Here is a 14,375-nt window from a genome sequence, read left to right as displayed (position 1 = left end):
GACCAACGATTCGCACCCGCTTCGGGCACCGCCGCGCCGCTCGGGGAACGGACCGCCGGGTCAGCCGATGATGGCCACCGGCGCGTCCCAGGAGTCCCGGTCGACGGTCAGCGTGACACCGCCGCGGGTCTCCTTGCTGTTGACCAGGTACTGGTGGCCGCGGCTGTGCGGGGTGAACTGACCGGCGCCCCACGGCCAGTCCGCCGTCGTCGTGTCCTTCTTGTCGTACAGCGCGTACCAGAGGTTGCCCGGCAGGTCGTTCTTGTCCGCGGCGGTGGCGACGGCCTTGGCGCTGGAGCTGGTGAAGCCGTAGTAGCCGCCGCGGTAGGTCTTGGCGCGCAGCGTCTTCGTGAAGGAGCGCACGTACGTCAGGACGGCGTCGTTGCACGCCTTGTTCCCGATGTCGTACGCCTCCATGTCGAGGTAGATGGGGCTGCCGGCCTTCATGCCGAGCGCGGACGCCTTCGCCACGGCGTCGTTGGCGTCCTTCGTGCCCAGCGAGGCGGCCGTCGCGGCGGTCAGCTTCTCGGGGCTGGAGCCGGTCTGGCAGGGCGGCTGCGCGCCGACGTAGATCGGGATGAGCTTCCAGCCGAGAGAGTTCACCGACTTCACCCACGAGGCGGTGAGGTTGGGCTGGGCGCAGCCGCGGTTCTTGCCGCCCACGTAGACGGCGGCGGCGCCGTAGTAACCGGTGTGCCATGCCTTCATCGCGGACAGAGAGGGCGCGGTGCAGGTGTCGAAGGCGCGGCCGGTGAACGTCTTCTGCGCGGGCCAGCTGGTAGCGGCCATGGAGGTCTGGGCGGCGATGCCGGCCCCGGCGGCCACCACCACGCCGACCGCTCCCCACGCGATGTATCTGCGCTTCTTGGACTGCCGGTGTCCGGCCATGATTCCCACCCCTGTTCTTGTACGGCGGCTCGCGCGCGTGCGTGCGTGCGTGCCTGACGAAGCCGACGGACAATCTATCCGCGCACCTGTCCGAGCCACTGGAGGGTCCGCCGCACCTCCACGGCCAGTGGATGACCGGGTCCGTGCAGCCGCTCGACGTCCATCACCAGCCGCGCGAGCGTGTCGTGGGCGGCCGGCCGGTCGCCGAGCGCGAGCAGCAGATGACCGACGCGCCGGCGCACCTCGTGGGCGAGCCCTGGATCCCCGGAGACGTACTGGTTCTCGTAGTACGGCAGCAGCGCTCGGTACTCGGCGAGCGCCGCCGCCGGTTCGCCCAGCTGCTCCAGGCACTGCGCGGCCTCGTAGCGGTAGCGCAGTGCCTGCGCGTCCGCCTGGCCCGCCTCGGCGGCGCGCTCGTCGGCGAGCCGGCGCAGTTCGGGCAGCGCGCGCCGGTACTGGCCGTCGTCCAGCAGCGTGGCCGCGTACTGCTTGCGCAGGGTACGTACCACCGGCGAACGCTCGCCGTGCTGTTCGGCGGCGGCCGGCAGGATCGCGCCCAGGATGTCCACGGCCTGCGTGATACGGCCCTCGCCCAGCAGCCGCTTCACCTCGTCCACGGCGGCGGCGACATCGGGCTTCTCGACCGCCTGCGGCGCGGGCGCGACCGGGGCGGGCTGGTGCGCGGGGATCCGCGCGCGGTCCGGCCAGGGGGCGTGCGGACGCAGGAAGGGGCGCGTGGGATCCAAGGGCGCCCCGGTGGGTGTGCCGCGCTCCGGCAGCAGCAGCGCCAGGTCCTCGTAGACCTCCTGCGCGGACGCCGGCCGGTGCTGCGGGTCCTTGGCCAGCAGGCGCAGCACCAGGGTCTCCAGCGCCTCGGGGACCTCGGGGCGGATCCGGCGCACGGGCAGCGGCGGCTCGTACAGATGCCGGTGCAGCACACCGAGCGCCGTGGACCCGGCGAACGGCACCTCCCCGCTGAGCAGTTCGTGCATCAGCACACCGAGCGCGTACAGGTCGGTGTACGGGCCGACCGCTCCGCCCATCGCCTGCTCGGGCGCCATATAGGCGGGCGAGCCGATCGGGGAGCCGGTGTGCGTCAGCCGGGTGGTGTCGGTGTCCATCACCGAGGCCACGCCCAGGTCGAGGACGGTGACCGTGCCGTCCTGCTTCACCATCACGTTGCGCGGCTTGAGGTCACGGTGCACGATCGGCACGGCGTGCACGGCGCTCAGCACGGCGCACAGTTGCGCGGCCACCGCGACCGCCCACGGCCACGGGTACGGGTCGTGCTCGGCGAGGTGGTCGGACAGGTCGGCGCCGTCCACGTACTGCATGACCAGGAACAGCTCGTCACCCTCGCTGCCCGCGTCGTGCACCGTCACCAGGCCGGGGTGGTCCACCTGCGCGGTGATCCGGCACTCGCGCAGGAACCGGCGGCGCAGCTCGTCCGTCTCCTGGCCCGCCACCTTGTCCGGACGCAGCAGCTTCACCGCCACGCGCCGGTCCAGCCGCTGGTCGTACGCCGTCCAGACCTGGCCCATGCCGCCCTGCCCGATGAGCGTGGACAGTTCGTAACGGCCGGCGACGACTCGTCCCGTCGCCACGCTCACCGACCGCCCTCGTGGCCGTCCTGCCGGCGCAGGTAGTCGCTCAGCTCGTCCAGCTCCGCGCGCACCTGCTCGATCCGCGCGGGCGCCTGGGGCCGCGGCAGCGGGGCGGCCGGCGGGGGCGCGGGCACGGGTGCGTACGGCGCCGGGGGCGGGGTGTGCGACACCGGGGGCGGGGTGTACGGCGCGCCGGACGCCCGGGGCGGGGCCGGGGCGGCGGGTACGGCCGGGGTGGACGCGGTCGGCGCGGTGCCCGGGGTGGGTACGGCCGGTGTGGACGCCGTCGGTGCCGGCGGCGCGGTCGGTACGGTCGTCGCGCCGTAGGCCGCCGCGGCGGGCGGGTAGCCGTACGCCGGCGCCCCGGGCACCCCCGCGTACACCTGTCGGCGCGGCGCGAAGTGCTGGATGTCGGCGGCCAAGTAGTACGCGATCGAACCCACGAGGGTGCCCAGCACCAGTATCAGGCCCACATAACCGCCCGTGGTGTGGACCTCGTCGCCCGGCTCCAGCCCCAGCAGGACGACGGCCAGGAGGTCGGCGACCAGCACCGCCACGAACAGCCCCCAGTCCAGCGACCGGCGCGTGACGATCGCCAGCCGCAGCAGCATCGCCCAGGACAGGAAGCCGAGGGTGAGGATCCCGACCGCCACGAACAGCACACGCAGGCAGACCAGCCACGCGGTGTGCGGCGGCTGCGTCACCGGCTGTCCGTAGCCGTGGCCTTGCATGGCTGCTCCCGGTCCTGGAAGGGGGCGTACCGCCGGCCCGGCGGGTCGGCGGGCGCGCGGACCACGCCCCTCGTGCGATGGTCGCTTCGAGCATATGGCCCGGCACGGACAAATGATCGAGGCTGTACCGAACCGTTGTCCGGCCGCCGGCGCCGGGATCAGTCCGGTGCCACCGTGCCGTCGGTGAGCCCGTCGTACATCCCGCGCACCAGCTGCTCCCCGAGCCGGCTCGCGTGCCTGAGCGCCCGCTCGAACTCGTCCAGGGCCCGGAAGCGCGCGCCGTAGCGGCGCTGTTCCTCCAGCGGGAGCCGGGGCAGGTGCAGCCGGCGCACGTCCAGCCGGGTCGCCGTGGAGGCGTAGCTGCTGGCCTGCCGGTTGTTGGCGGTACCGCGCAGGAACCCGGCCAGGAACCACGGATCGAGCGCCGTGCGATCGGGGCGCAGCAGCACCAGGTTGCGCCCCAGGGCGGCGCCCCCCGTCGCCCCGTCGATCACGCGCGCCACCGCGCCCCCGCCGAGCACGGGTACGACGACGTCGCCCGGCTCGGTCAGCACGGCCTCCTCCTCGCTCTCGGGCAGCGTGCCGGAGGGCGCCGTCCCGGCGAGGACGTCGTGGTCGGTGAGCACCGGCACGCGCGCGTGGCCGCCGTTTCCGCCGGTACGCATCACCAGCGCGCCCCCGCGCGCGAGTTCGCCCACCGTGGTCAGCGTCCAGCGCGCGGCCGGTGCCGGGTCGGCGGGCGGCGGGGTGAGGTCCGCGGTCAGGCGCAGGGTCTCCCCCAGGCGCTCGCGCACCCGCGTGAGCTGCTCCGCGCCGTCGGCCACCGCGGCCGGCGGCAGATGGCGGGCGGGCGCGAGGTCCACGTCGTCGTCGAGGAGTTCGATCACCGGCACGGAACGGGCGAGGCCGGGCCGCTCCGCGAGCCGCCCCTCACGCGCGAAGGCACGCCAGGCGTCCAGTACGGCCTCCCGTACCGCCTCCCAGTCCGGGCCGCCCCGCGTCTCCCCGGCGAACCTCCCGGTGTCCACGAGCAGCACCTCGGGCGCCGCCGGCGTCCGGTCGGGCCGGCGCAGCACCCACAGGTGCAGCGGGATGTTGTACGGCGGTGCCGCGCCGACCGGCAGCGCGACCACGGCACTGAGCGCGCCCCGGCGCAGCAGATCGGCGCGGATCCGGCGCCCGGAACGGCGGGAGGCGGCGGCCGGCGGCATCAGCAGGACGGCGGTACCGCCGTCGGTCAGCCGCGCCAGCGCGTGCTGCACCCACGCCAGCTCCGACTCCGTGCGCGCCGGGAAGCCGTACTCCCAGCGCGGGTCGTAGGCGAGCTCGTCATGGCCCCAGTTGCGCTCGTTGAACGGCGGATGGCACAGCACCGCGTCCGCCTGCAGCCCGGGGTGGGCGTCGGCGCGCAGGGTGTCGCCGACGGCGGCGCGCACGGTGGCCCGGCTGTGCAGCGCCAGCCGCAGCGCGCTGAGCGCGGCGAGTTCGGGCGCGCTGTCCTGGGCGTACAGCTCCTGGCCGGGGCGGGGGTCCACGGCGCGCAGCAGGGCGCCGGTGCCGCAGGCCGGATCCAGGACGGTGCGGGCCGGGCCAACCAGGTCGGCCATGAGACCCGCCAACTCGGCCGGGGTGAGCGTGTACTGGCGGGGGTTCGCGTCCAGGTGCCGGCCCAGCAGGAACTCGAACGTCTGCCGGGCGCCGATCTCGGCGGCGAGTTCGGCGGCGCCGCGGAGGAGGGGGACGGAGGGGAGGAGTTGGGGGCCGGTGGGGGTGGTGAGGGCTGGGGTGGAGAGTGTGGTCGGAGTGGTGGGTGTGATCGGCGCGGCGGGTGCGGTTTGGGGTGGGGTGGGGGCGCTGGGGGTGGGCGGGGCGCTGGGGTTGTCGGCGATGCCTGCCGGAGTGTCGGGGACGGCGCTGTGAACGGTGGGACGGTTGTGAACGGCTGAGGCGTTGTGAACCGCTGATTTACCGTGAAGGGGCGGGTTGTTGTGAACGGGTGGGGCGGTGTGAACGGTCGGCGGGGTGTTCACAATCGGCGCCGTCGGCGAGGAGTTCACAGCGGGCGCGGTGGGGGCGGAGTTCACACCGGGCGCAGTGGATTCGGGATTCACACCGGGGACGGCCGGATCCGAGTTCACACCGGCCGCCGACAAACCTGAGTTCACACCGGAAGCCGACGACCCCGAGTTCACACCGGTCGACGCGGAACCGGCGTTCACAGCGGGCGGGTTGCTCGGCCCGTTCACACCAGCCCGCCCGAACGCCGCGTTCACACCCCCACCGGCACCCGCGACCACCCCCGCGCCCGCTCTCCCACTCGCACTCGCGCTCGCACCCCCAACACCCCTGCGCCCGCGCCCCCGTACGCCCCCCACCCGCGGCGTCAGCACCTTCTCCAGCGCGCCCGGCAGCATCGCGGCCAGCCTCGCGTCGGAGCCGGCGCTCGCGTCGAGCCAGACCGTGGGGCGCTCATGGATCAGCAGCAGCGCGCAGCCGGTGTGCACCAGGGCCGTCAGCGGGCCCTCCGGGTGGCCGGCGAGTTGCTGCCAGACGCGTTCACGCAGCGGTACTTCCGCGAGTTTTCCCTGCTTGCGCAGCCAGGCCTCGACCTCGGCGAGGGCGAAGGACGGGCTGGTCTCGGTGCCGCCGACCGGCTTCGGGAAATCGGCGTGCCGGCGGCGCCAGTTGCTGACGGCGGCCCGGCCCACTCCCGCGAGGCGGGCGATCCCCGCTGCGGTCACCTCTGTCGCGTTGTCCTGCACCGGCTTCGCTCCCCTCGTCCCGTGTGTGCGCCGAGCATACCGGCGTACACAAAGATCCAGGGGTTCACGACCGTGTACACACCCTCAAGTGTGAACCGTGTTGACTCGGTTCACACGCTCTGCTGTTATTGACCCAGCGAACGAGCGGTCGCCGGAGGGGGATGCCGCCGTATTCGGGGAGGGATTCACCATGGGCATGAAGGCCAGGCTCGCGTTCGGTGCGGTGGTGGGGCTCGCCGTCATCGGGGCCGTGTCCGCCACCGCCGGCAGCCATTCCAAGGGCGGCGGTTCGGGCGACGGCGCCCGGGCCGGCTCCTCGCCCTCGGCCCCACACAAGCCCGGCGGTGCCAGCGAGAATTCGGTCGGCTCCGCTGACTCAAGGGGAGCCCAGGCGGCCGAGAAGAAGACCGCCTTCGGGGACAACGGCGACTACCGGGTGGGCACCGACATCGAGCCGGGGACATACCGCACGACCGGCAACCCCGATGACACGTGCTACTGGGAGCGCGCCAGGGACGCCTCCGGCCAACCGGACGCCACACTCGCCGGCGACCGTGTCAACGGCACGGGTTACGTGACCGTCATGCCCACCGACAAGGTGTTCCGGATCTACGGCTGCGCCGACTGGGAGCTCGTGGACCCGACCGCCCCCACGGCAAAGGGCACTCCCGCCACCTCCATGGACGGCGACGCGGGCATGTTCAAGGTGGGGACGGACATCGCGCCGGGCACCTACAAGTCGACCGGGAACACCGGCGGCTCCTGCTACTGGGAGCGCACCAAGGACGCCGAGCACGGCCCGGACTCGTTCCTCGCCGGTGACCATGTGACCGGTACGGCCGTCGTCACCATCAGCGCGTCGGACCGCTACTTCAAGACCGACGACTGCGGCGACTGGAAGAAGGCCTGACCCGTTTGCCCACCCCGGCGCGGGGACACCCACACCCCCACACCCCGCGCCGCCACGGCACCACCCCGCACAACCCGTAGAACCCCCGTACCGCTCACCCCGTACCACTCATCCCCACGGAGCCGTCCGGCTCCCCGCTCACCAGAACACCTCTCTCAGCAAGGAACCCCCATGCGTCGTACCGCATTTGCCGCTCTCTGTCTCGCCGCCGCGGCCACCGCCGGCCTCACCACCGGCTGCCAGTCCGGGGACGACTCGGCCGGCAGCAAGCCGAAGGGCCCGTTCGCCGGGCTGAGCGGCGGTCAGATCGTCGAGCGGTCGATGAAGACCACCACCGGTTCCTCGTCGCTGCGGATGAAGGGCCGGGTCCCCGACGACGAGAGCAAGGGCTTCATCGACATCGACATGGCGCTCGACAAGCAGGGCCGGTGCGCCGGCTCGCTGAGCATGAACGGCCAGGGCAAGGCCGATCTGATCAGGTCCGGCGGCACGGTCTACATGAAGTACGACGAGAAGTTCCTGCGCGCCCAGAGCGAGGGCGAGTCCAAGGAGGACACCGACGCGGCGGTCGACATGCTCGCCGGTAAGTGGACCAAGATGGCCGCCAAGGGCCAGGACGCCAAGGACATCGCGAGCTTCTGCGACCTGGACACGATCCTCGGTGACATGAAGGACGGCGACACGGAGGCCACCCGCGGCAAGACCACGACGGTCGACGGCAAGCCCGCGATCGTCCTGCACGAGAAGGACGGCGAGGACGACTACACGGCGCACGTGGCGACCGAGGGCAAGCCGTACCTGCTGCGGATCGACAGCGGCGCCAAGGCCAAGGAGCAGATCCACCTGGCCTTCAGCGACTTCGACCGGCCGGTCCCCGCGGACAAGCCCACCGGGGAGATCGTCGACCTGGACGCGCTGTAAGGGCCGGTACGGGGCCGGGCCCGGCGCGGGGTCACAGCGGGTGCCGCATCCAGACGTTGGGTTCGACGTAGACGGCGTACCCGCGCTCCGGTTCGCAGCGGACCGGGACCAGCGCGCCGGGCACCTCGATGTCGCCGGGCCGGTCGAAGGGCAGCCCGGTCCAGCGGCGCCACTCCTCCAGCGAGGCGCCGACGGTCATGGAGGCCGGGGCGATGGAGTCGACGGTGGCGCCGGCCCGGGCGTGGACGCGCAGCCACGGATCCTCGGGCAGCCCGTCGGGGCGGACCCGGTGGGCGTACTCGGCGATCGGGGTGTGCGGTTCGCGGTGCTTGGCGCTCGGCCGGACGGGGGCGACGACCTCGCGGAAGCCGCGCTCGCGGGCGTTGTCCCGCATCGCGGAGAGCAGCACGGCGGACAGGCCGAGGCCCTGGGCGTGCGGGGCGATGGTGACCGAGATGGCGCTCACCGTGTCCGGGCGGGTGCCGTGGCGCAGGTCGGCGAAGGCCCACGCCAGGACCTGGTCCCAGCCCCGGGCGGGCAGGGTGCCCCGGCCCGGCGCGTTCAGGGCGAAGGGCACGCTGTAGGCGTGGGCGACGACCCGGCCGTCCTCGTCCTCGGCGAACAGCGCGTATTCCGGCAGTTCGGTGGGGATACGCCCGTAATGGGTGGCGCCTACGGGGTCGTTGGTGACGAACTCGGGCCAGGTGTCGGGCATGTCGAACACCGCCGGCAGCCGGTCGGGCCGCTCGGCGAGGTTGCTCACCTTGATGTGCATGCCGGTCACGGTAGGCGGGCGGGCCCGCCCAGGACAGTGATTTACCCGGTCACCGGGCCCGGAAGCGTTCGGGGGCCCGGGTCGGGTTGCCGCCGGTGGGCAGTTTCTGGTCCGGGCAGCCGGCGAGGACCTTCTTCATGGCCGACTGTTCGGCGGCGGTGACCCACAGGCCGTACTTCTTCTTGACCGCCACCTGGGCGGCGACGTACTCGCACCGGTAGGCCTTGTTGGGCGGGAGCCAGGTGGCCGCGTCGCCGTCGCCCTTGCCGCGGTTGGTGGGCGCGTCGACGGCGAGGAGGTTGAGCGGGTCGTTGGCGAGGGCGATGCGCTTGCTCGGGTCCCAGTACTTGGCGCCCTTCTGCCAGGCGTCGGAGAGGGCCACGACGTGGTCGATGTCGACCTGGCTGCGGCCGCGCCGGTAGGTGATCTCCTTGCCGGAGTAGGGGTCGGGGTCCAGCAGTCCGTAGGTGACCTTGCAGGTGCCGCCGGTGAACTTCACGTCCTTCAGGTCGCGTTTGAGGATGTCGTCGCGGGTGTCGCAGGAGTTGGAGTCGGTGTCCGCCCAGGCGGTGCCGAACCGGTCGCGGGAGTAACCGGTCTTCGGCGCGCGCCCCTTGACGGTCAGTGAGCCGACGGCGGCCAGGGCCGCGCCGCCGCCCTTGGCCTCCCCGGGCCCGGCGGCCCCCTTGTCCTGCTCGGCCGTGCAGCCGGTCACGGCGACCAGCGTGGCCACGGCGGTGACCACCCCGCTCCTCAGACGCGTCACGGTGCGCCCCCCTTGCTCGTGCTGGTCCGCCCTTCAAGCGGGGCGGGTCGTTCCGCTCTCCACGGTAACTTCCCGTCGCCGCCCAGCAGATGGGGCGTTGTCCACCGATGCCATGACAAGTGCTGTTTCATCCCGGTGAACAGACGCCGTTTGACCTTGTCATTGGCGTCAGGGTCCGACGATCCCGGCATGAGCGAGAACAGCACCTCCCGCACCAGCCCCGCCGATCACCCGCGTACCGTCCTCGTGACCGGTGCCGGCACCGGCATCGGCCGGGCGACGGCGCGCGCGTTCGCCGCCGAGGGCGCCCGGGTCGTCGCCGTCGGCCGCCGCCGCGCGCCGCTGGCCGAGACCGCCGAGGGGCACCCCGGGATCACGCCCCTGTCCGCCGACCTGACCGCCGAGGACGGGCCCGCCGCCGTCGTCCGGGCCGTGCTGGAGCGCTACGGCCGGATCGACGTGCTGGTCAACAACGCGGCCGTCGTCACCACCGACTCGCTGCGCAGCTACACCCGCGCGTCGGTACGGCCGCTGCTGGAGACCAACCTCCTCGCGCCCGTGCTGCTCACCCAGGCCGCGCTGCCCGCGCTGGAGGAGAGCCGGGGGGTCGTGGTGAACGTGACGACGGCGGTGGGCCAGCGCGGCTGGCCCGGCAACTCGCTGTACGCGGCGGGCAAGACGGCGCTGGAGGTGCTGACCCGCAGCTGGGCGGTGGAGCTGGCGCCGCACGGCATCCGGGTGGTCGCGGTGGCGCCGGGCGCGATCGACACGCCGATCGCCGACCACTCCGGTCACACCCCCGAGCAGCGGGACGCCATCCGGCAGTGGCAGCTCGCCCACACCCCGCTCGGCCGGATCGGCCGCCCCGAGGAGGTCGCCTGGGCCGTCACCCGCCTGGCCTCCCCGCGGGCGTCGTTCGTGACCGGGGTCGTGCTGCCCGTGGACGGCGGCGCGGTCGTCTCCTGACCGAACCCTCATCAGCGGACCCTGGGCACGTCAGGGAACCTCGGCGCCCGCCTCCCGCAGGGCCGTCGCCAGCCGGTCCCGCAACTCAGTCTGGGCCGCGATGCGGGCGTCCAGGACGGCCAGCCGGTCCCGGGCGACCTCCAGCGCCCGGGCGGAGGCGGGGCCGGCGGTGACGTCACCGTCGAGGCAGGGCAGGAACACCAGGACGTCGTCCAGGGTGAGGCCCGCCGCGAGCAGCCGGCGGATGTTGCGCACCCGTACGACCGCACCGGCGTCGTACTCGCGGTAGCCGTTGGCCGCGCGGGCGGAGGTGATCAGGCCCTGCTGTTCGTAGTGGCGCAGGGCGCGCGGTGTCGCTCCGGTCGCCTCGGCCAGCTCACCGATCCGCACGCGCGCCCCCGTTCCCGTCCACCCGTCCCGCTCCCGGTCCTCATCCCGTCCACGCGTCCCGCTCCCGGGCCCGGCTGTCGTCCACCGTCCCCGCCCCGGCGGCCGTCAGCCCAGGACCGAGGTGAGGAACTCGCCGACCCAGGCCAGCAGTTCCCGGCCGACCAGCGGCTTGCCGCCGACCTTGGCGGTCTTCGGGCGCGGGACCAGCACCTGGTGGGCGGCCGGCTTGATGACCGTGCCCGGGTAGAGCCGCTTGAGCCGCAGTTCCTGCGACTCGCGCAGCTCCACCGGCGCGAAGCGGATGTTGGTGCCCTGGAGCACGACCTCGCCGACGCCGCAGGCGCGCGCGAGCATCCTCAGGCCGGCCACCAGCAGCAGGTTCTCCACCGGTTCGGGCAGCTTGCCGTAGCGGTCGGTGAGTTCCTCGCGGACGGCCTTGATGTCCTCCTCGCTGTTGGCGGAGGCGATCGAGCGGTACGCCTGGAGGCGCAGGCGCTCGCCGGGCGCGTAGTCGTGCGGGACGTGCGCGTCCACGGGCAGCTCGATCTTTACCTCGAGCGGCGCCTCCTCCTCGATCTCGCCGGTCTCCAGCTGGCGGCGGTAGTCGGCGACGGCCTCGCCGACCATGCGGACGTACAGGTCGAAGCCGACGCCCGCGATGTGCCCGGACTGCTCGCCGCCGAGCAGGTTTCCGGCGCCGCGGATCTCCAGGTCCTTCATCGCCACGTACATGCCCGCGCCCATCTCGGTGTGCTGGGCGATGGTCGCCAGGCGCTCGTGCGCGGTCTCGGTGAGCGGCTTCTCCGGCGGGTACAGGAAGTAGGCGTACCCGCGCTCGCGGCCACGGCCGACCCGGCCGCGCAGCTGGTGCAGCTGGGACAGGCCGAAGGTGTCGCCGCGCTCCACGATCAGGGTGTTGGCGTTGGAGATGTCGATGCCGGACTCCACGATCGTGGTCGACACCAGCACGTCGAACTTCTTCTCCCAGAAGTCGACCACGACCTGCTCCAGCGCGGACTCCGACATCTGGCCGTGGGCGGTGGCGATGCGCGCCTCGGGGACGATGTCGCGGAGTCTGGCCGCCGCGCGGTCGATGGACTCGACGCGGTTGTGGATGTAGAAGACCTGGCCCTCGCGCAGCAGTTCGCGGCGGATGGCGGCGCCGATCTGCTTCTCCTCGTACGGCCCGACGAAGGTGAGCACCGGGTGGCGCTCCTCGGGGGGTGTGGTGATCGTGGACATCTCGCGGATGCCGGTGACCGCCATCTCCAGGGTGCGCGGGATCGGGGTCGCGGACATCGTCAGCACGTCGACGTTGGCGCGGAGCTTCTTCAGCTGCTCCTTGTGCTCGACGCCGAAGCGCTGCTCCTCGTCGACGATGACCAGGCCGAGGTCCTTGAACGTGGTCTCGGAGGAGAACAGGCGGTGGGTGCCGATGACGACGTCCACCGAGCCGTCCTTCAGGCCCTCCAGGACGGCCTTGGCCTCGGTGTCGGTCTGGAAGCGGGACAGGGCGCGCACGTTGACGGGGAACTGCGCGTACCGCTCGGAGAACGTGCCGTAGTGCTGCTGGACCAGCAGGGTGGTGGGCACCAGGACGGCGACCTGCTTGCCGTCCTGTACGGCCTTGAAGGCGGCCCGCACCGCGATCTCGGTCTTGCCGTAGCCGACGTCGCCGCAGATCAGCCGGTCCATGGGGACCGACTTCTCCATGTCCTCCTTGACCTCGGCGATGGTGGTGAGCTGGTCCGGGGTCTCGGCGTAGGGGAAGGCGTCCTCCAGCTCGCGCTGCCAGGGGGTGTCGGCGCCGAAGGCGTGGCCGGGGGCGGCCATGCGCGCGCTGTACAGCTTGATCAGGTCGGCGGCGATCTCCTTGACGGCCTTCTTGGCGCGGGCCTTGGTCTTGGTCCAGTCGGCGCCGCCGAGGCGGTGCAGGGTGGGGGCCTCGCCGCCGACGTACTTGGTGATCTGTTCCAGCTGGTCGGTCGGGATGTACAGCCGGTCGCCGGGCTGGCCGCGCTTGGCGGGCGCGTACTCCACGACCAGGTACTCGCGGGTGGCGCCCTGCACGGTGCGCTGCACCATCTCGATGTAGCGGCCGACGCCGTGCTGTTCGTGGACGATGTAGTCGCCCGGCTCCAGGGTGAGCGGGTCGATGGTCTTGCGGCGGCGGGCCGGCATGCGGGCGCCGTCGCGGCCGGCGGTGCGCTGCCCGGAGAGGTCGGTCTCGGTGAGCACGGCGAGCCTCAGCTCGGGGTCCACGAAGCCGTACTCGATGGAGCCGCAGGAGACGTGCACCACGGAGGGGGCGAGTTCGCCGAGGTCGGCGTCCAGGCGGGCGGCGATGCCCTCGCCGCCGAGTACCTCCACGGTGCGGGCGGCCGGGCCGTGGCCCTCGGTGACGAACACCGTGCGCCAGCCGTCGGCGAGCCAGCCCTTGGTGTCGGCGAGGGCGCGCGCGGTGTCGCCGCGGTAGGTCTCGGGCGCGTGCATGCCGAGCTTGAGGGTGTCGGCGTCGCCCGCGGCGTCGGTGTCGGCGGCGAACGGGGAGACCGACCACCACATCATGTCCAGCTCGCGGGCGCGGTCGCGGACGTCGGCGAGGGACCACAGGGAGGCCGCGCCGACGTCGATGGGGGCCTCGCCCCCGCCGGCGGTGGCCGCCCAGGACGCCTGGAGGAACTCCTGGCTGGTGGCGACGAGGTCGGCGGCGCGGGTGCGGACCCGCTCGGGGTCGCAGACGACGGCCATGGCGCCCTTGGGCAGCACGTCGAGCAGCAGCTCCATGTCGTCCACGAGGACGGGGGCCAGGGACTCCATGCCCTCCACCGCGATGCCCTCGGCGATCTTGCCGAGCAGTTCGCCCAGCTCGGGGTGGTCCTCGGCGAGGGCACGCGCGCGTGCGCGGACGTCGTCGGTGAGCAGCAGCTCGCGGCAGGGGGGCGCCCACAGGCCGTGTTCGGCGACTTCGAGGGAGCGCTGGTCGGCGACCTTGAAGTAGCGGATCTCCTCGATCTCGTCGCCCCAGAACTCGACGCGCAGCGGGTGTTCCTCGGTGGGCGGGAACACGTCCAGGATGCCGCCGCGCACGGCGAACTCGCCGCGCTTCTCGACCAGCTCCACGCGCGCGTAGGCGGCGGCCGCGAGGGCTTCGACGATGTCGTCCATCTCGGCGTTCTGACCGGTGCGCAGGGCCACCGGTTCCAGGTCGCCGAGGCCCTTGACCTGCGGCTGGAGCACGGAGCGCACGGGGGCCACGACGACGGAGACGGGGCCGGTCTCGGGGTCGTCGGGGCGGGGGTGGGCGAGGCGGCGCAGGACGGCGAGGCGGCGGCCGACGGTGTCGCTGCGGGGGCTGAGCCGCTCGTGCGGGAGGGTCTCCCAGGAGGGGTACTCCACGACGCCCTCGGGCGGCAGCAGGGAGCGCAGGGCGGCGGCCAGGTCCTCGGCCTCGCGGCCGGTCGCGGTGACCGCAAGCACCGGGCGGCCGGCGTCCCGGGCCAGGGCGGCGACGGCGAAGGGCCGGGCCGCCGGGGGGCCGACCAGGTCGACGTGCGGGCGGTTGCCGTCCGCTGCCGCGCGCATCGCTTCCGCGAGGGCGGGGTCCTTGACGACGGCGTCGAGCAGACCGTGCAGGCTCATGGAGGCTTTTTCCGTCCAGG

General features: G+C 73.0%; 11 protein-coding genes. 3 read left to right on the top strand and 8 right to left on the bottom strand.

Annotated elements, in window-relative coordinates; translation table 11 throughout:
• Window positions 1-60: 60 nt before the first annotated feature.
• From IE251_RS07440 to IE251_RS07425, 4 genes are all read right to left on the bottom strand, one after another.
• Window positions 61-888, bottom strand: coding sequence for a glycoside hydrolase domain-containing protein (locus tag IE251_RS07440; RefSeq protein ID WP_189752083.1), 828 nt, complete (start codon window positions 886-888; stop codon window positions 61-63).
• A gap of 74 nt (window positions 889-962) precedes the next feature.
• Complete coding sequence (locus IE251_RS07435; protein ID WP_267925896.1) at window positions 963-2,456, bottom strand: serine/threonine-protein kinase; 1,494 nt, start codon at window positions 2,454-2,456, stop codon at window positions 963-965.
• Window positions 2,457-2,494: 38 nt separating this feature from the next.
• Entirely contained in the window at window positions 2,495-3,223 is a 729-nt protein-coding gene (locus IE251_RS07430; RefSeq protein WP_189752081.1) for a hypothetical protein, read from the bottom strand.
• A gap of 158 nt (window positions 3,224-3,381) precedes the next feature.
• Complete coding sequence (locus IE251_RS07425) at window positions 3,382-5,985, bottom strand: N-6 DNA methylase (protein WP_189752080.1); 2,604 nt, start codon at window positions 5,983-5,985, stop codon at window positions 3,382-3,384.
• Between the two features lie 190 nt (window positions 5,986-6,175).
• Here IE251_RS07425 and IE251_RS07420 point away from each other — a divergent pair, with 190 nt between their 5' ends.
• Entirely contained in the window at window positions 6,176-6,895 is a 720-nt protein-coding gene (locus IE251_RS07420) for an Rv1352/Rv1906c domain-containing protein (RefSeq protein WP_189752079.1), read from the top strand.
• A 171-nt stretch (window positions 6,896-7,066) separates the two neighbouring features.
• Complete coding sequence (locus tag IE251_RS07415; RefSeq protein WP_189752078.1) at window positions 7,067-7,816, top strand: hypothetical protein; 750 nt, start codon at window positions 7,067-7,069, stop codon at window positions 7,814-7,816.
• Window positions 7,817-7,847: 31 nt separating this feature from the next.
• Here IE251_RS07415 and IE251_RS07410 read toward each other — a convergent pair whose 3' ends face one another.
• Together IE251_RS07410 and IE251_RS07405 are read right to left on the bottom strand one after the other, a co-directional pair.
• Window positions 7,848-8,591, bottom strand: coding sequence for a GNAT family N-acetyltransferase (locus tag IE251_RS07410; RefSeq protein WP_189752077.1), 744 nt, complete (start codon window positions 8,589-8,591; stop codon window positions 7,848-7,850).
• A 49-nt stretch (window positions 8,592-8,640) separates the two neighbouring features.
• Complete coding sequence (locus IE251_RS07405) at window positions 8,641-9,357, bottom strand: HNH endonuclease family protein (protein ID WP_189752076.1); 717 nt, start codon at window positions 9,355-9,357, stop codon at window positions 8,641-8,643.
• A gap of 189 nt (window positions 9,358-9,546) precedes the next feature.
• Between IE251_RS07405 and IE251_RS07400 the strand changes: the two genes are divergently transcribed.
• Complete coding sequence (locus IE251_RS07400; RefSeq protein WP_189752075.1) at window positions 9,547-10,323, top strand: SDR family NAD(P)-dependent oxidoreductase; 777 nt, start codon at window positions 9,547-9,549, stop codon at window positions 10,321-10,323.
• Window positions 10,324-10,353: 30 nt separating this feature from the next.
• Here the strand turns inward: IE251_RS07400 and IE251_RS07395 are convergent, their stop codons facing one another.
• Together IE251_RS07395 and mfd are read right to left on the bottom strand one after the other, a co-directional pair.
• Window positions 10,354-10,713 carry a MerR family transcriptional regulator gene (locus IE251_RS07395; RefSeq protein ID WP_189752074.1) on the bottom strand — a complete coding sequence of 120 codons (360 nt, stop codon included), beginning with the start codon at window positions 10,711-10,713 and terminating at the stop codon, window positions 10,354-10,356.
• Window positions 10,714-10,818: 105 nt separating this feature from the next.
• The gene (gene mfd / locus IE251_RS07390) at window positions 10,819-14,355 is read right to left on the bottom strand and encodes a transcription-repair coupling factor (protein ID WP_189752073.1); all 3,537 of its coding nucleotides are present in this window, start codon (window positions 14,353-14,355) and stop codon (window positions 10,819-10,821) included.
• Window positions 14,356-14,375: the final 20 nt, after the last annotated feature.

The organism is Streptomyces eurythermus (assembly GCF_014649115.1).
Lineage (GTDB): Bacteria > Actinomycetota > Actinomycetes > Streptomycetales > Streptomycetaceae > Streptomyces > Streptomyces eurythermus.
This window is presented reverse-complemented; position numbering and strand designations above follow the sequence as displayed.

Bases quoted from the DNA above. Each gene is read 5' to 3' on its own strand.
- IE251_RS07430 (WP_189752081.1), bottom strand. From the start codon at position 3,223: ATGCAAGGCCACGGCTACGGACAGCCGGTGACGCAGCCGCCGCACACC.
- IE251_RS07410 (WP_189752077.1), bottom strand. From the start codon at position 8,591: ATGCACATCAAGGTGAGCAACCTCGCCGAGCGGCCCGACCGGCTGCCG.
- IE251_RS07415 (WP_189752078.1), top strand. From the start codon at position 7,067: ATGCGTCGTACCGCATTTGCCGCTCTCTGTCTCGCCGCCGCGGCCACC.
- IE251_RS07400 (WP_189752075.1), top strand. From the start codon at position 9,547: ATGAGCGAGAACAGCACCTCCCGCACCAGCCCCGCCGATCACCCGCGT.
- IE251_RS07440 (WP_189752083.1), bottom strand. From the start codon at position 888: ATGGCCGGACACCGGCAGTCCAAGAAGCGCAGATACATCGCGTGGGGA.
- mfd (WP_189752073.1), bottom strand. From the start codon at position 14,355: ATGAGCCTGCACGGTCTGCTCGACGCCGTCGTCAAGGACCCCGCCCTC.
- IE251_RS07420 (WP_189752079.1), top strand. From the start codon at position 6,176: ATGGGCATGAAGGCCAGGCTCGCGTTCGGTGCGGTGGTGGGGCTCGCC.